Here is a 19,806-nt window from a genome sequence, read left to right as displayed (position 1 = left end):
GTCTATTCTTAACGCTTACTGCGCACCCGGAAGGTGGTCGCCAGGCGGGCAGGTTGTTCACCCGCGCTTTTCATCGGCTGACTGACATGGGCCGTTTCCACGCACACCATGGTCTTAAAACCTTCGTTAGCCATATCACTCATACTGCATGACAGCTCCGCGCCGGGATTCCATGTGACTACGTCACTTTGATGATGGTGGTAAACCTCAATTACACGCTGACCCGTCTTATCGTCAATCACGCTGCAATCTGCCGGTTGGGTATAGATGCGGTCAATGCGTTGCGGGTAGGTTTGCTTACCTTCCGCTGAGGTGCCGGTGACTCCGTTGTTGACCTTGTCGATATAACTCGGACCTAGGCCGCTGACTTCAACACCGGCGATGTCAGCCACTTCAAAGTAGCTGTGCAGTGCGGCGGTGGCATCGAAGTCACCGTGGGCTTCCAGTTCAATCTCACAGCGATCGCTGAAGCGGAAACGGGCAAACAGCGTAAAATCGTGCGGCCAGAATTTCTTCGTTTGTTCACTGCTTTTTAATTCGAAGGTCAGCATCACGCTGTTTTCATTTTCATCGTGAGCGGTCAGCGTCCACGGCAGGATACGGGCAAAGCCATGCGCAGGTTCGCCAGCCGGGCCAAACCACGGCCAGCAGATCGGCACACCACCGCGGATAGCTTTACCCACATTCCAGGCGGTTTTATCGCTTAACCAGATCACCGGTTTTTCACCGGCAGGTTGCCAGGCAATCAGCTGGGCACCCTGTAACGTCACGGCAGCACGCACTTTAGGATGCGCCACGACGACAACGGGTAATTCGCCAACCTGACGCTGAGAGAGGTAAGGGGTAATCTGGTTAATCACGGGCAGTGAAAAGAGTTTCTCGTTCATGAGTCAGCCTTCTGAAATTTAACCATAAAAAAAGGGCGACTTCCGTCGCCCTCAGTCTCATTCACGTCGCTTATTTAGCGATGTGAGCAACCAGGTCCAGGACCTTGTTGGAGTAACCAGTTTCGTTATCGTACCAGGAAACCAGTTTAACGAAAGTATCGCTCAGTGCGATACCCGCTTTCGCATCGAAGATAGAAGTCAGTGTTTCACCGTTGAAATCGGTAGAAACTACTTCGTCTTCGGTGTAACCCAGAACGCCTTTCATCTCGCCTTCGGCAGCCGCTTTAATCACAGCACAAATTTCTTTGTAAGATGCTGGTTTAGCCAGACGTGCAGTCAGGTCAACAACAGAAACGTTAGGAGTAGGAACGCGGAACGCCATGCCGGTCAGTTTGCCGTTCAGCTCAGGAATCACTTTACCTACCGCTTTAGCAGCACCGGTAGAAGAAGGGATGATGTTCTGAGATGCGCCGCGGCCGCCGCGCCAGTCTTTGTGAGACGGGCCATCAACGGTTTTCTGAGTCGCGGTAGTTGCGTGAACAGTGGTCATCAGTGCTTCAACGATACCGAAGTTGTCGTTGATCACTTTAGCCAGTGGTGCCAGGCAGTTGGTGGTACAGGACGCGTTAGAAACGATATCCTGGCCAGCATATGACTTGTGGTTTACACCCATAACGAACATTGGGGTGTCATCTTTAGATGGGCCAGTCAGTACAACTTTCTTCGCGCCAGCTTCGATGTGTTTGCGTGCAGTTTCGTCAGTCAGGAAGATACCGGTCGCTTCTGCAACCACATCGACGCCTACTGCATCCCACTTCAGGTTAGCCGGGTCACGCTCAGCGGTAACACGGATGGTTTTGCCGTTAACAACCAGATGGCCGTCTTTGACTTCCACGGTGCCTTTGAAACGGCCGTGAGTTGAGTCGTATTTCAGCATGTAAGCCATGTACTCTGCGTCCAGCAGATCGTTGATTGCAACGATTTCTACATCAGAACGTTCCTGAGCAGCACGGAAAACGATGCGACCGATACGGCCAAAACCGTTGATACCTACTTTGATAGTCATATATTCCACCAGCTTGTTGATAGTGAATAAAAGGTTGGCTGTAAAATTACAAAAACCATACCAGGCGTCAAGCGGAATCGTGTCAATTGTTGCGACAAATCAAACTGTCGACCAGGAATTATTCAACACAAAACCTATTTCTTGACGCATGAACACCATTGATCTTGGGGCAAGTTGCCCGGATATAAAGGGGTGATGGATCCAAAGGGTGATCTGCGTCACAAATTCAACGCTGACTGGATCACCTTGTGCACCCGATACGAAAAATTCACCTGCTCTTGTTAAGTATTTGTTAGAATACTAGCCGATAATTTCAGAATAACACTGCCAGAGAGTCTAACATGGCTAAAGATGATACACCTTTCTCACCCGAAAATGTGTTAACCGAGATGCAGCGCTACGTGACCCAGCAGCGCGGCACTGAACCGCCGTATTCCGGCAAATTGCTGCATAACAAGCACGAAGGCATTTATCACTGCCTGGTTTGCCAGGCACCGTTGTTTCTGTCCGGGTCAAAATATGATTCAGGCTGCGGCTGGCCCAGCTTCTATGAGCCCTACAGTGATGATGCGATTCGCTATCTGGAAGATGACACTCATGGCATGCAACGCATTGAAATCCGGTGCGGAAGCTGTGATTCTCACCTTGGTCATGTGTTCCCGGATGGCCCACAGCCGACGGGTGAGCGCTTCTGCGTCAACTCCGCTTCGTTGAGTTTTACTGACGAAGACGGCAACAGTACTCAGGGCTAGGAGTCGCGATGGAACTGGATGAAATGATTGCCAGTATGACACCAGACGTGTATCAGCGACTGGTGACGGCGGTAGAGACTGGCAAGTGGGCTGATGGCGTGGCACTGACGCCGGAGCAGAAAGAGAACAGCTTACAATTAGTCTTGCTGTGGCAGGCGCGTCACAATGAAAACCCGCAACATATGAGTGTCGCGAAAGGCGGGGAAATCGTGATGAAAAGTAAGAAACAGCTCAAAGAAGAGTTCGGGATCAGCGACGATGCGATCACGCGAATAAAACTCCAGTAAATTATTCCTTCCGGAATAATTCGTCCTGGTGGTATGACCGGGTGGGCCTCAGTCCCGCCCGGTCATTTTGTAACCTTTAGATAATTTTCGCGCCCGCCAGGGCCATTTCGGCCAGGGCTTTCTGGCTGTCATCAGCCTGCATATTGACCCCACGGCATCCGGCGCTCACCAGAGTGACCTGATAGCCCAGCGCCAGTGCATCCAGCACGCTGTATTTAACACAGTAATCTGTTGCCAGCCCCATGACCGTCAGCGCCGTGATGCCGTTCGCCTGGAGCCAGGCATGTAACGGCGTCTGGTGACGCTGGCCGTTATCATAAAACGCACTGTAGCTGTCGATATCCGGATTCTCGCCTTTGCATACCTGCAGTGTCAGCAGCGCCTGGTTAAGCTGAGGGTGCAACTGCGCGCCGTGGCTGTGCTGCACGCAATGATCCGGCCACCACACTTGCGGCAGGCCGTGAAGCTCACCGAGGGTCCCAGGCTGCGTGCCAGCGCTGCTGGCAAAACTACCGTGCCCAGCCGGATGCCAGTCCAGCGTGGCAATCACCGGCTCACCGCGCTGGTGGAACTCGGCAGCGAGGCGGTTTCCCACCGCAATCGTCTGATCGCCGTCACTGACAGCCAGCGCGCCACCAGAACAAAAGTCATTTTGCAGATCAATCAACAACAACGCCTGGCGGTCACGCATCAGTTACTCCGTTGGATTAGTCCGGGGTGAGTTCACCACGCAGGTTTTGTTTCATCAGCTGACGAATTTCGTCGCTGGTCAGGTCCTGGCTCAGAAGGAAGTGCAGTTTGGTCAGTGTAGCCTCAACGGTCAGGTCGGCACCACTCACCACGCCAGCCAGGGCCAGAGCGTTTCCGGTGGCGTAACCCCCCATATTGACCTTACCCGACATGCACTGCGTGAGGTTAACGACCACAATGCCGCGATCGGAAGCCTCTTTCAGCTCCTGCAGGAACTCTTTGTTCTGCGGAGCATTCCCGACGCCATAAGAACGCAGGATCAGTGCTTTTACCGGCTGTTGCAGGAAGTTACGCACCACGGCAGCAGAAATGCCCGGATAGATTGTCACCACGCCAATCGGCTGCGGTGTAATCGGATGCACGATCAGCGCTCCCTGGCCTGCAGGTGCGGCAGGGGTATTCAGACGACGAATATGGATACCGGCTTCCAGCAGCGGGGCGAGGTTTGGCGAATCAAAGGCATTGAAACCGTCAGCGTGCGCTTTGGTGGTGCGGTTACCGCGATAAAGCGTGTTATTGAAGAATAACGTCACTTCGTTAATCGGATAATTTGCGGCGACAAACAGTGAGTTCAGCAGATTTTGCTGGCCGTCGGAGCGCAGTTGCTCCAGTGGGATCTGTGAGCCTGTCACAATCACCGGCTTGGCCAGGTTTTCCAGCATGAACGACAGCGCAGAGGCCGTAAAGGCCATGGTGTCGGTGCCGTGCAAAATGACAAAGCCATCGTAATTGTCATAATTCTGACGAATGTCTTCCGCAATCGATTGCCAGTCCTGCGGAGTCATATCCGAGGAGTCAATCAGCGGCTGGTATTCATGGATGGTGAAATCAGGCATCTCCGGGCGGTGAAACTCCGGCATATTGGCCAGCTGACGTTGCAGATGGCCGGAGACCGGAATAAAGCCGTGTTCAGAGCGCTGCATACCGATCGTACCGCCCGTATAGGCGACGTAAATGGATTTCTTTTGCATTAGTAAACTCAAGACTTGCCAAAAAAGCGCAGTATAAGGGGAAAGGAGAGGAAAAGCAGCCCGACCAGATGGCGTCGGGCTGAATAGTGATCGCGGTCACCGCTATTTGACGTTACCGCAGCTCAGACAGAATGCGTAACGGTTCTGAGGATCATTCAGATCGTTCATCAGTCCTGGCTGATCCTTCATGGCATTCATCACATCCATCATTGGAGCGGGCAGCCAGGCTTTCAGCGTTTCAGGTAACGCCGCATGTGCAGAGGCATCGACCTGGCTGAACAGCACCTCAATCAGGCTGGGGTCATTCTGATACCAGCTGAGCTGCGGCTGCGTGAGTTTAGCCAGCTCTGCAGCTTTGGCGACGGCATCGTCAAAGTCACCCAGGGCATCGACCAGTCCATTCGCTTTCGCGTCACTGCCGGTCCAGACATGGCCCTGTGCAATCTGGTCAATCTGTTCCGGTGTTTTGTTGCGTGACGTTGCCACCAGGTTAAGGAAGTTTTTATAGCCGTTCTCGATGCTTAACTGCATCAACTGCTGCACTTCCGTCGGCAGCGCCTTGGTGCTGGCAATATCAGCCAGCGGTGAGGTCGCTACGCCGTCCGTGTGCACGCCAATAGCATCCAGCGAGTTCTCAACGGTGTTGATCACGCCGAAAATGCCGATGGAGCCGGTCAGCGTATTCGGGCTGGCAATGATGTAGTTAGCCGGTGTAGAGACCCAGTAACCGCCTGAGGCTGCCATACCGCCCATCGAAACGACTACCGGCTTACCGGCTGCCTTCGCAGCTGCCAGCTCCTCACGGATAGTTTCAGAGGCCGTCACGCTGCCGCCCGGGCTGTTCACGCGGAAGACGATGGCTTTGATTTTCGGATCAAGGCGGGCATCACGGATTTCCATTGCAGTGGTGTCACCGCCCACGCTGCCTGGTGTCTCTTCGCCATCCATAATCGCGCCATTAGCCATGATCACCGCGATGTTGCCATCGGTGGTCGGGGCATTTTTCAGCGGATAGTCATAAATACTGGTGCCGTTATAGTCTTTCGCCTGTTTATCCCAGCCGAATGTTTTCACCAGTTGCTGATCCACGGTGGACGGAGAGGCCAGTTCATCCACCAGTTTGGTGTCTTTGGCATACTGAGCGGTATCGCCACCGACTTTCTGCAGGCCATCCAGCACGCCCTGTGCACCCGGGAAGACCTGGTCTGCCGTGATCTGACGGTTGGCCGCCAGCGTATTGACATAGTTTTGCCACAGCTCACCGACCCAGCGACTGTCGGCATCGCGTGCCGCAGGTGACATATCATCACGCAGGAAAGGTTCAACCGCTGATTTATAGGTCCCGACGCGGAAGACATGGGAACTGACTTTCAGTTTATCCAGCAGCGTTTTGTAGTAGAGACCATTGGTGGCAAAGCCATGCAGATCGACCGTACCCTGTGGGGAGAGGTAAATCTTATTCGCAAAGCTGGCGAGATAATATTGTGCCTGACTATAGCTGTCGCCCGTAGCGTAGATCGGTTTGCCGCTGTCGCGGAACTCGCGCAGTGCCTTACCAATATATTGCAGTGACGGCTGGTCCGCGCCAGCAAAGTTGCGCAGATCCAGTACCATGCCGGTAATTTTGGCATCGCCTTTGGCCTGGCGAATCGCATCCACCACGTCAAACAGTGAGTTTTCTTTCAGGCGATCGCTGCTGGCACCCAGCAGTTGGCTGCCCAGTTTGCTCATGGTGTTGCTGACAGAAGGTTTGTCGACAACCACACCGCTGAGGTCCACAGTCAGTGCGCCTTTCTGAACATCGGCAGGCGTACTGGCACTGTTATACTGGAACCAGATACCCGCGCCCACCAGGATCAACAGGATAAGGAAAAGGTTGAGAATAAATTCGCGTACGAAATTCAGCACCCGCCATGTCCACTTAAAAAAATTAGCGATAATTCGCCACAAGACGCGCATAAACTCTCCATAATCGCAATGAAATACCCGATACGCGGGATGTCGGTGACAGCGTAACCGCTAAACCGGGCAGTAATAGCTCACATCCTAATTAGCAGTGGCGTAATTGTCAGCAGGAAAAAGCGCAATGCTGTAACAAAACATCATCCTGTGCTAGTTTCTGCGGGATACAAATTATTATCAGGAGGAAGTTATGGACGCTCTGGAATTACTGGTTAACCGTCGCTCGGCATCCCGTCTGGCTGCGCCAGCTCCGACCGGTGAGGCACTGGAAAACATTCTGCAGGCAGGTATGCGCGCTCCCGATCACGGTACCTTACAGCCGTGGCGTTTTATCATCATTGAAAATGAAGGCCGTGACCGCTTCAGTACGCTGCTGGAAAACGTCTCGCGTGATGCACAGCTGGATGATAAAGCTATCGAAAAAGCGCAGCAGGCACCGTTCCGTGCTCCGATGATTATTACCGTGGTGGCTCACTGTGAAGAGCATCCAAAAGTCCCGCGCTGGGAGCAGGTGGTTTCTGCTGGCTGCGCCGTGATGGCAATGCAGATGGCCGCAGCGGCACAGGGTTTTAACGGCATCTGGCGCAGTGGTGCCTGGACAGAAGACGAAGCGGTACGTCAGGCATTTGGTTGCCGTGCACAGGATGCGATTGTCGGTTTCCTCTATCTGGGTACGCCACAGTTGAAATCCTCTACCACTATCCAGTCGCCAGACAGCGCGCCATTCGTCAGCTATTTCTGAGTGATGCAGATGAACGAGAACACCATTCGTCTGACGCAGTACAGCCATGGAGCAGGCTGCGGTTGTAAAATTTCCCCGGCGGTGCTGGACCGTATTCTGCACAGCGATCACCCACTGCGCAAAGATCCCAATTTGCTGGTGGGCAACGAAACCCGCGATGATGCGGCCGTGTACGACCTGGGCAACGGCACCTCAGTGGTCAGCACTACCGATTTTTTCATGCCAATCGTCGACGATCCCTACGATTTCGGGCGTATTGCTGCGACTAACGCCATCAGTGATATCTGGGCGATGGGCGGCAAACCGATTATGGCGATTGCCATTCTGGGCTGGCCGGTTAACGTACTGGCACCGGAAATTGCGCGTAGAGTGATAGAAGGTGGGCGCAGCGTCTGTGAACAGGCGGGGATCAGCCTGGCGGGGGGGCACTCTATTGATGCGCCGGAGCCAATCTTCGGCCTGGCTGTTACGGGCATCGTCAATACCGACCAGGTAAAACGCAACAGCGAAGCCTTGCCGGGCTGCCGCCTTTATCTCACCAAACCCTTAGGGATTGGTATCCTGACCACCGCAGAGAAGAAATCGTTGCTGCGTCAGGAGCACCAGGGACTTGCGACGGCCACCATGTGCCAGCTTAATCAGATCGGTGCGGCCTTCGCGGCTGAAGCGGGGGTCAGTGCCATGACGGATGTGACCGGCTTTGGTTTACTGGGACATCTGAGCGAGATGTGTCAGGGTGCCGGATTGCATGCCGATCTGTGGTTCCACGCGATCCCGCGTTTGCCGGGCGTTGAAGAGTATATTTCCCTGGGATGTGTGCCTGGTGGCACCGGGCGTAACTTTGCCAGCTACGGTCAGTTGGTGGGGCCCATGAGCGATATGCAGCGTCATCTGTTGTGCGACCCGCAAACCTCGGGTGGCCTGTTACTCGCCGTTTTACCGGGCGTGGAAGCCGTCGTTGAGGCGATGGCGACCGCACATGCTATTTCGCTAACACCGATTGGCGAACTCCTGACGGCGCAGGCCGGAAGGGCCGTTATTGAAGTCAAACCCTGAGCAGGAATTCACCCCCGGATGCGTTTGTTTATTGCCGAAAAACCCAGCCTTGCCCGTGCTATTGCGGATGTCCTGCCGAAACCGCATCGCCGTGGTGATGGTTATATTGCCTGTGGCCCCGACCAGGTGGTGACCTGGTGCGTGGGGCATCTGTTAGAACAGGCGCAACCTGACAGTTATAACAGCCGGTTCGCCCGCTGGTCGCTGGCGGATCTGCCTATTGTGCCGGAGAAGTGGCAGTTGAAGCCGCGACCATCCGTCGCCAAACAGCTCAATGTGATTAAAGGCTTGCTGGAGCAGGCCAGTGAAGTGGTTCATGCGGGGGACCCGGACCGTGAAGGTCAGCTCCTGGTCGATGAAGTGCTGGACTACCTCACCATGCCGGTAGAAAAGCGGGCAAAGGTACAACGCTGCCTGATTAACGATCTCAACCCGCAGGCGGTGGAAAGAGCCATTACGCGACTACGCGAAAACCGCGAATTTATTCCTCTGTGCGTTTCTGCGCTGGCGCGTTCACGCGCCGACTGGCTGTACGGCATCAATATGACGCGCGCCTATACCCTGCTGGGGCGTAATGCAGGCTACGATGGCGTACTGTCCGTGGGGCGTGTCCAGACACCCGTGCTCGGGCTGGTGGTCCGCCGTGATGAAGAAATTGAAAACTTCGTGGCGAAAGATTTTTTTGAAGTGAAAGCGCATATCGTTACGCCAAAGGATGAACGATTTGTCGCGTTGTGGCAGCCCAGTGACTCCTGTGAGCCTTATCAGGATGAAGAGGGGCGTTTGCTGCATCGCCCGTTGGCGGACCATGTAGTGGCGCGTATTGATGGCCAGCCCGCGCTGGTCACCAGCTATAACGACAAGCGTGAGAACGATACTGCACCGTTGCCGTTCTCATTGTCGGCATTACAGATTGAAGCGGGTAAACGTTTTGGGCTGAGTGCGCAGGTTGTTCTCGATACCTGTCAGCGTCTGTATGAAACCCATAAGCTGATCACTTACCCGCGTTCTGACAGCCGCTATCTGCCCGACGAGCACTTTGCCGGGCGTCAGGCGGTACTGAATGCCATCAATGCCCATCAGCCCGATCTGACACCACCCGCTGATTTCAACAGCGATCAAAAAAATCGCTGCTGGGATGATAAAAAGGTAGATGCTCACCACGCCATTGTCCCAACAGCACGCAGCAGCCGGGTCTCTTTGACGGAGAACGAACAGCAGATCTACCGGCTGATCGCCACCCAGTATCTGATGCAGTTCTGCCCGGATGCGGTCTATCGTAAGTGCGTGATCGAGCTGGATATCGCAGGCGGCAAGTTTGTGGCGAAGGCGCGTTTCCTTGCTGAAGCGGGCTGGCGTGCGCTGCTGGGCAGCAAAGAGCGTGATGAAGAGAACGATGGCACGCCGCTGCCCGTGGTGGCGAAGGGCGATGAGCTGCTGTGCGAGCGCGGGGAAGTGATCGATAAGCAAACCCAGCCGCCGCGCCCCTTTACCGATGCCACGTTACTGTCGGCGATGACGGGCATTGCACGCTTTGTTCAGGATAAAGATCTCAAGAAAGTGCTACGTGCGACCGATGGTTTAGGAACGGAAGCTACGCGCGCCGGCATTATCGAGCTGTTGTTTAAACGCACGTTCTTATTTAAGAAAGGGCGTTCTATCCACTCCAGCCCGGCGGGACGCGCGTTAATCCATTCACTGCCGGAGATGGCCGCGCGGCCGGATATGACCGCGCAGTGGGAGTCAACGCTGACTAAAATCAGTGAGAAGCAGTGCCGCTATCAGGACTTTATGTTCCCGCTGGTAGAGACATTGCACAGTCTTATCCATCAGGCGCGGCAGCAACCCGCTGCGCATGCCTTCCGGGGCTTACCGGCACCGTCGACGAACAAAGCGAAAAAACCGCGCCGTAAGGCGGCAAAAGAGAAGGAGAGCGAGTGATGAAATTGCGTCTGGCTATGTTACTGCTGCTTGCTATCAGCGCCCCAACGATGGCTGAACGTTACATCAGTAACGGTCATGGTAATAATAATGGCAATAACGGTGGCGGAAATGCTGACGTCGTGGTCGATATGCCACCGGAAGTCTGGACTCAGGGTAGCCGCAACAGTCAACCTCCGTGTCAACGCTGCTGTATCTATGAGAACCAGAGCTATACCGAGGGGGCAGTACTGAAAAGTGAAGGGGTGCTGTTGCAGTGTGTGCGTGATGAGCAATCGCTGGGAACAAACAATCTTATCTGGCGTATTGTGAAGTAACAGGCATCATTGTTGATGTTGCAGGGCGATGGACCGCCGCCCTGCAACATGACATCAGTACGATGAATTACAGTGAAAACTCTGCCCAAATCGGCGCATGGTCTGACGGTTTTTCCATCCCACGAATATCATAATCAATCCCGGTTGCGATGCAGCGCTCCGCCAGTGGTTTGCTGGCCAGCACCAGATCAATACGCAATCCGCGGTTGTCATCAAAACCCTTAGAACGGTAGTCGAACCATGAGAAACGGTCGTTAGCGTCCGGATTCTGCGCACGCCATGTATCAACCAGCCCCCAGTTCATCAGACGATCCATCCATTCACGTTCTTCCGGCAGGAAAGAGCACTTGCCGGTGCGTAACCAGCGCTTGCGGTTCTCTTCACCGATGCCGATATCCAGGTCGGTGCTGCTGATATTCATATCGCCCATGATCAGAATCTGATTGTCGGTGCTTTGCTGCTCGAGATAGCTTTGCAGGTCGCGATAGAATTTCTCTTTTGCCGGGAATTTGGTCGCATGGTCACGGCTTTCGCCCTGAGGGAAATAACCATTCAGCACGGTCACAATGCCGGATGCGGTCGGGATATCGGCCATGATCATACGACGCTGAGCATCTTCATCATCACCGTCAAAGCCACGGCGCACGGCCAGTGGCTCTGCTTTGGTCATCAGCGCTACGCCGTAGTGGCCTTTCTGCCCGTGGTAAAACACGTGGTAGCCGAGTTTAGCGACCTCTTCGAGGGGGAACATATCGTCGTGAACTTTCGTTTCTTGCAGGCCGATGACATCCGGCTGATGCTGCTCAACGATTGCTTGTAACTGATGAGGGCGTGCACGCAGCCCATTGATATTAAAAGAAAGAAATTTCATAGCACAGGCCATTTTGCGTGGAAAAAGTGGGCGGAATGGTAGCAGGTTTTGCCAGCAGAAAGAAATATTGCTGCGATTGATAAAGGGGATATGAAAGTGTGGAACAAGTTTGGAGGTGTTTAGGTATCTGAAGATGGTGGTGGGGGAAGGATTATTCGTCGCGTCGCTCCTCACCCTTCGGGCCGCCATAAATGGCGTTGTCTCACTGCGTTCGACGCAAACCTTCGGTCGAAGCTTCTCATTCTTCCCCAACGGGGATATGAATTGTGGAACAAGTTTGGAGGTGTTTAGGTATCTGAAGATGGTGGTGGGGGAAGGATTCGAACCTTCGAAGTCGATGACGGCAGATTTACAGTCTGCTCCCTTTGGCCGCTCGGGAACCCCACCAGGGGAAGCGTGTTAACAAGTTCAGTATCTTTGCTGGGGAAGCGTAACAGCGTCGCTGCGCGCTCCAGAAATGGTGGTGGGGGAAGGATTCGAACCTTCGAAGTCGATGACGGCAGATTTACAGTCTGCTCCCTTTGGCCGCTCGGGAACCCCACCACTGGCCTGATTACTGTGCTTGTTAAGCGGGGCGCATCATATCAAATGAAGTGATGCTGTAAAGCCCCGTTTTGCATAAAACAGCGTGTTTGCCGTTTTTTTGCCCGGGATGCTGTTTTGTCAGACAAAACAGCATCATCCGGCTCACAAAATGATGGTGCGATTGCCGTAAACAAACACGCGCTGAGCCAGTACCTGATAGAGGGCACGGCTCAGGGCATTTTTCTCAACGTCACGACCCGCACGCATCATATCTTCAGCAGTGTAGGTGTGATCAACATGGATCACGTCCTGCATAATGATCGGGCCTTCATCCAGATTGTCATTCACGTAGTGCGCCGTTGCACCAATGATCTTCACACCGCGCTCATAGGCCTGATGATAAGGGCGCGCACCGATAAAGGCGGGCAAGAATGAGTGGTGGATATTGATAATCTGATTTGGATAACGCTGCACAAAGCCCGGCGTCAGCACGCGCATATATTTTGCCAGCACAACATAATCAGGCTGATAGCGGTCAATTTCCGCAGCCATATTATTATCATGCTCTTCGCGGGTTAAGCCTTCATGGCTGACCAGAACGAAGGGAATGTCAAAACGCTCAACCAGCGTGCGCAGCGTGTCATGGTTACCAATCACGGCGGCAATTTCGACATCCAGACCACCGTAGGCGCTTTTCATCAGCAGGTCGCCCAGGCAGTGCGCTTCTTTCGTCACCAGAATGACAATTCGGCGACGGCCGGCGGGTTGCAGCTCACGCACGGATCCAACGGGCAGGGCGCTGTCGAGATCGGCCAGCAGCGTACTGTCGTTAAAGATGCCTTCCAGCTCAGTGCGCATAAAGAAGCGCCCGGTGCGGTGATCAACAAACTCATTGTTTTGCACAATGTTCAGTTCGTGTTTGTAGCAAATATTGGTGATTTTCGCGATCAACCCTTTAGCATCAGGGCAGATAGTGCGTAGAACTTTACGTTGCAGTGTTTGCGCTTGCATTGCGATGGTAATCCTGTCGATACAAAAGGGAAATCCGGGTCACGACTGACCGCAGCATTTCTTGTATTTTTTGCCAGAACCACAAGGGCACTGGTCATTACGCCCGATTGGCGGGAAAGTTCCGTCAATATAGTACCAGCGTTGTTCCTCACGAAGAAAGCGCGAACGTTCATGAATAAAACTTTCACGCCCATTTTCCGTAAATCGGGCAAAAAATGTCACATAACCCTGGGGTTTATCCGGCAATATTTCACTGCTAAGAATGGTTAATCCCCGCCAGTGAGTGTGAGCATAGCTCTCTTCAATACTGGCTGAGAATCGTTCTGCGTGGCACGACGGATGCCAGGTTGCCACCAGATAAGCCGTATCATGCTTCACATAAGCACTATAGCGCGAGCGCATCAGGCTTTCTGGTGTGTCAGGGAGAGCGTTCCCGTTTAGATACGATTCGCAACATAGGCTATACTGCAATCCGCTACCGCACGGACAATGTTCAGACACGTTGACTCCGGAAGTTTTATAACAGGTAAGAAGATTTTCAGGCGTCATGATAACCGGGCAGACGCGGTGATGCCATTTTGTTCGTTGAGCACTGGCCAGAGGTGGAATGAGACAGGTAAAAATCGGGCTTGCGCTGGGATCGGGAGCAGCCAAAGGATGGGCGCACATTGGTGTAATTAATGCCCTTGAACGTGCCGGAATTCGAATTGACGTGGTAGCAGGATGCTCCGTTGGCGCGCTGGTGGGCGCTGCCTATGCCACTCAGCGCCTGCCGCTGATGGAACGCTGGGTGCGTTCTTTCAGCTACTGGCAGGTCATTCGCCTGATGGATTTCTCCTGGCAGCGTGGCGGGTTAATCCGTGGCGAACGCGTCTTCAGTCATGTCCGTAGTTTGATAAACTGCGACACTATCCAGCAGTGCGACCTGCCTTTTGGTGCCGTAGCGACGAACCTCAGCACCGGGCGCGAGCTGTGGCTGACGGAAGGCGATCTGCATCAGGCCGTACGTGCTTCCTGTAGTATGCCAGGCTTACTGGCGCCGGTGAGCTGGAATGGCTACTGGCTGGTGGATGGTGCGGTCGTCAATCCTGTTCCTATCTCTCTGACGCGCGCGTTGGGAGCAGATATCGTTATTGCGGTCGACCTTCAGCATGATGCACATCTTATGCAGCAGGAACTTTTCTCCGTAACGCCAGAATCGGATGGCGATACTCACTTACCTGCACCAAACAGTTGGAGCGGTAGACTGCGCCAGCGTATCGGGCGCATCACGTCGCGTAAAATGCAGTATACGCCCGGCGCGATGGAGATCATGTCCACCTCTATTCAGGTTCTGGAAAACCGGCTTAAGCGTAATCGCATGGCTGGGGATCCTCCTGATGTACTGATACAACCACTCTGTCCGCAAATCTCCACTCTGGATTTTCACCGGGCAGAGGAAGCGATTGAAGCGGGGAGATTATCCGTTGAGAAAAAAATGGACGAACTGTTACCGCTGGTGCGTGACAGACAATAGCGTGGTCGATTAAGCATGCTACTTCAGGCAATTCTGAGAGGCGCAAAAGGCGTTTATAGACCACTATTGAGGTATCTGTCATGCAGGGGGACACAATGGAAAAGCCATTAAGCGGAAAACATATTCTCATCGTCGAGGACGAAGTCGTTTTCCGGTCCCTGCTGGATAATTTCCTCACTGCATTGGGCGCTATTGTCACTCTGGCGGATGACGGCGTCCATGCTCTTGAAACCATGACGCATTCGCTTCCCGACCTGATGATTTGTGACCTCGCCATGCCGCGCATGGGCGGCATTCAACTGGTTGAGCATGTGCGTAGCAAGGGCGGAACACTGCCTATCCTCGTTATCTCAGCCACGGAGAACATGTCGGACATTGCGCATGTTCTGCGTCTGGGCGTGCAAGATGTCCTGCTTAAGCCTGTAAAAGACCTTGGGCGCCTGCGCGAAGCTGTTTTTGAATGCCTCTATCCCTCAATGTTTACCTCTAAAGTGGAAGAGGATGAGCAATTGTTTCAGGACTGGGACGCGCTGGTCAGCGATCCTAAGGCTGCCGCAAAACTGTTGAAAGAACTGCAACCCCCCGTGCAACAGACGATTGCCCACTGCCGGGTGAACTATCGTCAGCTCACCATGGCCGAACAGCCAGGACTGGTGCTGGATGTCGCAGCGTTGTCAGAGAAAGATCTGGCTTTCTACTGTCTGGATGTCACCCGGGCAGGCGACAACGGGGTGCTGGCTGCCTTGTTATTGCGGGCACTGTTTAATGGCCTGTTGCAGGAACAGTTGTCAGGGCAGGGACCGCGTTTACCCGAACTGGGTGCATTACTTAAACAGGTCAATCTTTTATTGCGTCAGGCCAACCTGAAAGGGCAATTTCCGTTGCTGGTTGGCTATTACCACCAGGGTTTAAAGAACCTGATTCTGGTTTCTGCTGGTTTAAACGCCACTCTCAATGTTCATCCTCATCAAATTCAGTTGAGCAACGGTGTCCCTCTTGGCACGCTCGGCGGTACACATCTTAATCAAATTAGCCAGCGTTGTGATGCCTGGCAATGTCAGGTATGGGGCGCCGGAGGTCGGCTGCGCCTGATGTTGTCTACAGAATGACCACCCCGTGACTATTTTCATCTGGCCCTGGCAGACAGGGCCAGAGATAAGCTTTACACTTGGGTAATAGTCTTAATTTGCGCTGAAATGGTCTAACCAGGATAAATCCGCGTGGGTTCAACTGGTATACTCACTTCGTTTTTTAACTCGACATATCAAGTAATAACTTGAACGGCCTAAAGAGAGGTACTTTGATGTCTGCCTATAAGTCCAAAGTAAAAAAAGCGGTTATCCCGGTTGCTGGTTTGGGAACGCGTATGTTACCTGCCACAAAAGCGATTCCAAAAGAGATGCTGCCGCTGGTTGATAAGCCGCTGATTCAGTATGTCGTAAACGAATGTATCGCCGCAGGAATTAATGAAATTGTGCTGGTTACGCACTCTTCCAAAAACTCCATCGAAAACCACTTCGACACCAGTTTTGAGCTGGAAGCGATGCTGGAAAAACGTGTTAAGCGTCAGCTGTTGGAAGAGATCCAGTCCATCTGCCCTCCGCACGTCACCATCATGCAGGTCCGTCAGGGTCTGGCAAAAGGCCTGGGCCACGCTGTCATGTGTGCCTGGCCGGTGATTGGTAATGAGCCTGTTGCGGTGATCCTGCCCGATGTGATTATCGACGAATACGAATCTGACCTGTCTAAAGAAAACCTGGCAGAGATGATGAAGCGCTTCGACGAAACCGGTCATAGCCAGATTATGGTTGAGCCGGTAGCGGACGTAACGGCCTATGGCGTTGTTGATTGCCAGGGCGCAGAGCTGAAGCCAGGCGACAGCGCCCCGATGGTCGGTGTGGTCGAGAAGCCAAAAGCGGACAAAGCACCTTCCAACCTCGCGGTTGTAGGTCGCTACATTCTGTCTGCGGATATCTGGCCACTGCTGGCGAAAACCCCTCCAGGTGCGGGTGATGAAATCCAGTTGACGGATTCTATCGCTATGCTGATGGAGAAAGAGACCGTAGAAGCTTACCACCTGAAAGGTGTGAGCCACGACTGTGGTAACAAACTGGGCTACATGCAGGCTTTCGTTGAGTACGGTGTGCGTCACAACACACTGGGCAGCGATTTTAAAGCCTGGCTGGAAACCACCGTCGGTAATAAAAAGTAAGTTTAATTTCTAACCGGGACAATTCAATGAAAGTCACCGTATTTGGTATCGGCTATGTTGGTCTGGTTCAGGCTGCAGTTCTGGCCGAAGTCGGACATGACGTTCTTTGCATCGATGTCGACGAGAACAAAGTCGAGAATCTGAAGAAAGGGATCATTCCTATATTTGAACCGGGCCTGACGCCGCTGGTTATGCAGAACTATGAGGCGGGTCGCCTGAAGTTCTCCACGAACGCCGAAGATGGCGTCAACCATGGTGTTATGCAGTTTATCGCTGTTGGTACGCCTCCGGATGAAGATGGTTCGGCTGACCTGAAATATGTTACAGCGGTTGCGCGTACTATCGCGCAGCACATGAAAGACCACAAAGTGGTGCTGGACAAGTCAACCGTTCCAGTCGGTACGGCTGACCGTGTGCGTCAGGTCATGGAAGAAACCCTGAAAGGGCGCGGCGTTTCGCTGACCTTTGATGTGGTCTCTAACCCTGAATTCCTGAAAGAAGGTGCGGCAGTCAGCGACTGTATGCGCCCGGAACGTATCGTTATCGGTACGGACAATGATGACGTTGTCGAGCTGCTGCGTGAGCTGTACGAGCCGTTCAATCGTAATCACGATCGTATGATCTTGATGGATATTCGTAGTGCTGAACTGACCAAGTATGCAGCAAACTGCATGCTGGCGACTAAAATCAGCTTTATGAACGAAATCTCCAACCTCGCCGAGCGCCTGGGTGCAGATGTTGAAAAAGTCCGTCAGGGAATTGGTTCTGATTCGCGCATTGGCTACTCGTTCATCTATCCGGGCTGCGGTTACGGTGGTTCCTGCTTCCCGAAAGATGTGCAGGCACTGATTCGCACCGCTGAGCAGATTGGCTACACGCCACGTCTGTTGAAAGCCGTGGAAGACGTTAACGATTCGCAGAAAAATAAGCTGCCAACCTTTATCAAGCGTCATTTTGGTGAAAATTTGCAGGGCAAAACCTTTGCCGTGTGGGGGCTGTCATTTAAGCCAAACACCGATGACATGCGTGAAGCCTCCAGTCGTGTTCTGATGGAAGCATTATGGCAGGCAGGAGCAACGGTTCAGGCCTTTGATCCAGAAGCCATGGACGAAGCACAGCGCATCTATGGCCACCGCAGCGATCTGAAGCTGATGGGAACCAAAGAAGCGGCACTTCAGGGAGCAGATGGCCTGGTTATCTGTACTGAATGGCAAAACTTCCGTGCGCCTGATTTTGATGTGATTAAAAATGCTCTGAAAGAACCCGTGATTTTTGATGGTCGTAACCTGTATGATCCAGAAAGAATCAGCAAACGCGGTTTTGTTTATTATGCAATCGGCCGCGGAGCATCTCTACAAATTGCATAATTAAACGAGGGTAGTATGAAATATCTGGTCACCGGCGCAGTAGGCTTCATTGGCTTTCATGTCACGCAACGTCTGCTTGCCGCCGGTCACCAGGTTGTCGGGCTCGACAACCTGAATGATTATTATGATGTTAATCTCAAGATGGCACGTCTTGATTTGATTAATACTCACCCCGAATTCACCTTTGTGAAAGGCGATCTTGCCGACCGTGAAGGGATAGCCGAACTGTTCCGCAACCAGCGCTTCCAACGCGTTATCCACCTTGCCGCACAGGCAGGTGTCCGTTACTCACTGGAAAACCCACTGGCCTACGCAGACGCTAACCTGATTGGCCATCTTAATATTCTGGAAGGGTGCCGCCACAATAAAGTGGAACATCTGCTGTATGCTTCTTCCAGTTCAGTCTATGGCCTCAATCGTAAAATGCCATTCTCGACGGATGACTCCGTTGACCATCCTGTATCGCTGTATGCGGCGACCAAGAAGGCGAATGAGCTGATGTCGCATACCTATTCTCATCTCTACGGTATTCCCACCACGGGGCTGCGCTTCTTTACAGTATATGGTCCCTGGGGACGTCCGGATATGGCGCTGTTTAAGTTTACCCGCGCTATTCTTGCGGGTGAAAAAATCGACGTTTATAACCACGGACAGATGCGCCGCGACTTTACCTATATTGATGATATTGCCGAGGCGGTTGTACGCCTGCAGGACGTCATTCCGCACGCAGATAAAGACTGGACGGTGGAAACCGGCAGCCCGGCAACCAGCTCTGCACCTTACCGGGTATATAATATCGGCAACAGCCAGCCTGTGACGCTGATGGCGTATATTGAAGCGCTGGAAAAAGCACTGGGGCAGGTGGCTGAGAAAAATATGTTACCGATGCAGCCCGGTGATGTGATGGAAACCAGTGCCGATACCACGGCTTTATATCAGGTTATCGGCTTTAAGCCGAAAACGTCGGTAGAAGAGGGTGTGGCGAGCTTTGTCGACTGGTACAAAGGCTTTTACCCGGTTTAATTTGGGTTTGCGTAACTAAAGAAAAAGGAAGCCATCGGCTTCCTTTTTTTATCCGTGCCCGGTGATAACGACTAAAAATAGGACCAAAAAAACCCCATTTAATTATGGGGTAGTAGAAAAGGACCCTGAGCAGAATTACAGAAGAAAGTCTTCCAGCTTTTTGCCTTGCTCTTCAATGGCTTTTTTGATAACTGCTGGAGTACGACCCTGACCTGTCCAGGTTTTGCTTTCGCCATTCTCATCGATGTAAGAATATTTAGCAGGACGCGCAGCGCGTTTAGCTTTACCTGGTGCTTTAGCCGCGGCCAGAGTAGACAGTAATTCATTTGGATCAATACCATCAGCGATCAGCATATCGCGGTATTGCTGAAGTTTACGTGTACGTTCTTCAACTTCTGCCTGCGCCTGGTTATCTTCATCGCGACGTTCATTCACGACAACTTCCAGTTTTTCCAGCATTTCTTCCAGAGTTTCCAGGCTACATTCTCTTGCCTGAGCACGCAGTGTACGGATGTTGTTCAGAATTTTAAGTGCTTCGCTCATTGTCCAA

20 protein-coding genes, 2 tRNA genes and 1 other RNA gene are annotated in these 19,806 nt (G+C 52.9%); 11 read left to right on the top strand and 12 right to left on the bottom strand.

Going from position 1 to position 19,806, the window contains the following annotated elements; all coding sequences use genetic code 11:
- Window positions 1–8: 8 nt before the first annotated feature.
- Window positions 9–887 carry a D-hexose-6-phosphate mutarotase gene (locus tag LJN55_RS12975; RefSeq protein ID WP_133841858.1) on the bottom strand — a complete coding sequence of 293 codons (879 nt, stop codon included), beginning with the start codon at window positions 885–887 and terminating at the stop codon, window positions 9–11.
- Window positions 888–957: 70 nt separating this feature from the next.
- Window positions 958–1,953, bottom strand: a complete 996-nt coding sequence (gene gapA / locus LJN55_RS12970) for a glyceraldehyde-3-phosphate dehydrogenase (protein WP_166653688.1) — start codon at window positions 1,951–1,953, stop codon at window positions 958–960.
- A gap of 341 nt (window positions 1,954–2,294) precedes the next feature.
- Here gapA and msrB point away from each other — a divergent pair, with 341 nt between their 5' ends.
- Window positions 2,295–2,705, top strand: a complete 411-nt coding sequence (gene msrB, locus LJN55_RS12965; RefSeq protein WP_159336546.1) for a peptide-methionine (R)-S-oxide reductase MsrB — start codon at window positions 2,295–2,297, stop codon at window positions 2,703–2,705.
- A gap of 8 nt (window positions 2,706–2,713) precedes the next feature.
- Complete coding sequence (locus LJN55_RS12960) at window positions 2,714–2,992, top strand: YeaC family protein (RefSeq protein WP_133841861.1); 279 nt, start codon at window positions 2,714–2,716, stop codon at window positions 2,990–2,992.
- A 76-nt stretch (window positions 2,993–3,068) separates the two neighbouring features.
- Here LJN55_RS12960 and pncA read toward each other — a convergent pair whose 3' ends face one another.
- The 3 genes from pncA to sppA form a co-directional block, all read right to left on the bottom strand.
- Window positions 3,069–3,683, bottom strand: coding sequence for a bifunctional nicotinamidase/pyrazinamidase (pncA, locus tag LJN55_RS12955; RefSeq protein WP_227534595.1), 615 nt, complete (start codon window positions 3,681–3,683; stop codon window positions 3,069–3,071).
- Between the two features lie 16 nt (window positions 3,684–3,699).
- Window positions 3,700–4,713, bottom strand: coding sequence for an asparaginase (ansA, locus tag LJN55_RS12950; RefSeq protein WP_227534594.1), 1,014 nt, complete (start codon window positions 4,711–4,713; stop codon window positions 3,700–3,702).
- 102 nt (window positions 4,714–4,815) lie between these two features.
- Window positions 4,816–6,672, bottom strand: a complete 1,857-nt coding sequence (gene sppA / locus LJN55_RS12945; protein WP_227534593.1) for a signal peptide peptidase SppA — start codon at window positions 6,670–6,672, stop codon at window positions 4,816–4,818.
- A 193-nt stretch (window positions 6,673–6,865) separates the two neighbouring features.
- On the opposite strand from sppA, the gene LJN55_RS12940 reads away from it, so the two are divergent.
- The 4 genes from LJN55_RS12940 to LJN55_RS12925 are packed head-to-tail and all read left to right on the top strand — an operon-like array spanning window position 6,866 to window position 10,731.
- Window positions 6,866–7,417 carry an NAD(P)H nitroreductase gene (locus tag LJN55_RS12940; RefSeq protein ID WP_200642444.1) on the top strand — a complete coding sequence of 184 codons (552 nt, stop codon included), beginning with the start codon at window positions 6,866–6,868 and terminating at the stop codon, window positions 7,415–7,417.
- A gap of 9 nt (window positions 7,418–7,426) precedes the next feature.
- The gene (gene selD, locus LJN55_RS12935; protein ID WP_227534592.1) at window positions 7,427–8,473 is read left to right on the top strand and encodes a selenide, water dikinase SelD; all 1,047 of its coding nucleotides are present in this window, start codon (window positions 7,427–7,429) and stop codon (window positions 8,471–8,473) included.
- 18 nt (window positions 8,474–8,491) lie between these two features.
- Window positions 8,492–10,414, top strand: a complete 1,923-nt coding sequence (locus LJN55_RS12930) for a DNA topoisomerase III (protein WP_227534591.1) — start codon at window positions 8,492–8,494, stop codon at window positions 10,412–10,414.
- Window positions 10,414–10,731, top strand: coding sequence for a YnjH family protein (locus LJN55_RS12925; RefSeq protein WP_133842143.1), 318 nt, complete (start codon window positions 10,414–10,416; stop codon window positions 10,729–10,731). Before LJN55_RS12930 ends, LJN55_RS12925 begins: the two co-directional genes overlap by 1 nt.
- Window positions 10,732–10,798: 67 nt before the next feature.
- On the opposite strand, the gene xthA is transcribed toward LJN55_RS12925, so the two are convergent.
- From xthA to LJN55_RS12895, 6 genes are all read right to left on the bottom strand, one after another.
- Window positions 10,799–11,602 (bottom strand): exodeoxyribonuclease III, encoded by an 804-nt coding sequence (xthA, locus tag LJN55_RS12920; RefSeq protein ID WP_133841867.1) that lies wholly within the window; start codon window positions 11,600–11,602, stop codon window positions 10,799–10,801.
- Window positions 11,603–11,736: 134 nt separating this feature from the next.
- A non-coding RNA gene (locus tag LJN55_RS12915) (RtT sRNA) lies at window positions 11,737–11,865 on the bottom strand.
- Window positions 11,866–11,904: 39 nt separating this feature from the next.
- Window positions 11,905–11,989, bottom strand: a tRNA-Tyr gene (locus LJN55_RS12910).
- Between the two features lie 71 nt (window positions 11,990–12,060).
- Window positions 12,061–12,145: transfer RNA gene (locus LJN55_RS12905), tRNA-Tyr, on the bottom strand.
- A 144-nt stretch (window positions 12,146–12,289) separates the two neighbouring features.
- Window positions 12,290–13,138 (bottom strand): formyltetrahydrofolate deformylase, encoded by an 849-nt coding sequence (purU, locus tag LJN55_RS12900; protein WP_133841868.1) that lies wholly within the window; start codon window positions 13,136–13,138, stop codon window positions 12,290–12,292.
- Window positions 13,139–13,177: 39 nt separating this feature from the next.
- Complete coding sequence (locus tag LJN55_RS12895; protein ID WP_133841869.1) at window positions 13,178–13,639, bottom strand: YchJ family protein; 462 nt, start codon at window positions 13,637–13,639, stop codon at window positions 13,178–13,180.
- A 106-nt stretch (window positions 13,640–13,745) separates the two neighbouring features.
- Between LJN55_RS12895 and rssA the strand changes: the two genes are divergently transcribed.
- The 5 genes from rssA (at window position 13,746) to LJN55_RS12870 (ending at window position 19,256) form a co-directional block, all read left to right on the top strand.
- Window positions 13,746–14,654, top strand: a complete 909-nt coding sequence (gene rssA, locus LJN55_RS12890; protein ID WP_159336549.1) for a patatin-like phospholipase RssA — start codon at window positions 13,746–13,748, stop codon at window positions 14,652–14,654.
- Between the two features lie 95 nt (window positions 14,655–14,749).
- Window positions 14,750–15,763: a two-component system response regulator RssB gene (gene rssB, locus LJN55_RS12885; protein ID WP_133841871.1), complete on the top strand. Its 1,014-nt coding sequence runs from the start codon at window positions 14,750–14,752 to the stop codon at window positions 15,761–15,763.
- A 194-nt stretch (window positions 15,764–15,957) separates the two neighbouring features.
- Complete coding sequence (gene galU, locus LJN55_RS12880; protein WP_133841872.1) at window positions 15,958–16,866, top strand: UTP--glucose-1-phosphate uridylyltransferase GalU; 909 nt, start codon at window positions 15,958–15,960, stop codon at window positions 16,864–16,866.
- Window positions 16,867–16,892: 26 nt separating this feature from the next.
- A complete protein-coding gene (locus tag LJN55_RS12875) occupies window positions 16,893–18,233 on the top strand; it encodes a UDP-glucose dehydrogenase family protein (RefSeq protein ID WP_133841873.1) in 1,341 nt (446 codons plus the stop codon).
- 15 nt (window positions 18,234–18,248) lie between these two features.
- Entirely contained in the window at window positions 18,249–19,256 is a 1,008-nt protein-coding gene (locus LJN55_RS12870) for an NAD-dependent epimerase (protein ID WP_227534590.1), read from the top strand.
- Window positions 19,257–19,391: 135 nt separating this feature from the next.
- Here the strand turns inward: LJN55_RS12870 and hns are convergent, their stop codons facing one another.
- Window positions 19,392–19,799: a histone-like nucleoid-structuring protein H-NS gene (hns, locus tag LJN55_RS12865; protein WP_133842144.1), complete on the bottom strand. Its 408-nt coding sequence runs from the start codon at window positions 19,797–19,799 to the stop codon at window positions 19,392–19,394.
- Window positions 19,800–19,806: the final 7 nt, after the last annotated feature.

Source organism: Erwinia rhapontici (assembly GCF_020683125.1).
GTDB classification, from domain to species: Bacteria; Pseudomonadota; Gammaproteobacteria; order Enterobacterales; family Enterobacteriaceae; genus Erwinia; species Erwinia rhapontici.
This window is presented reverse-complemented; position numbering and strand designations above follow the sequence as displayed.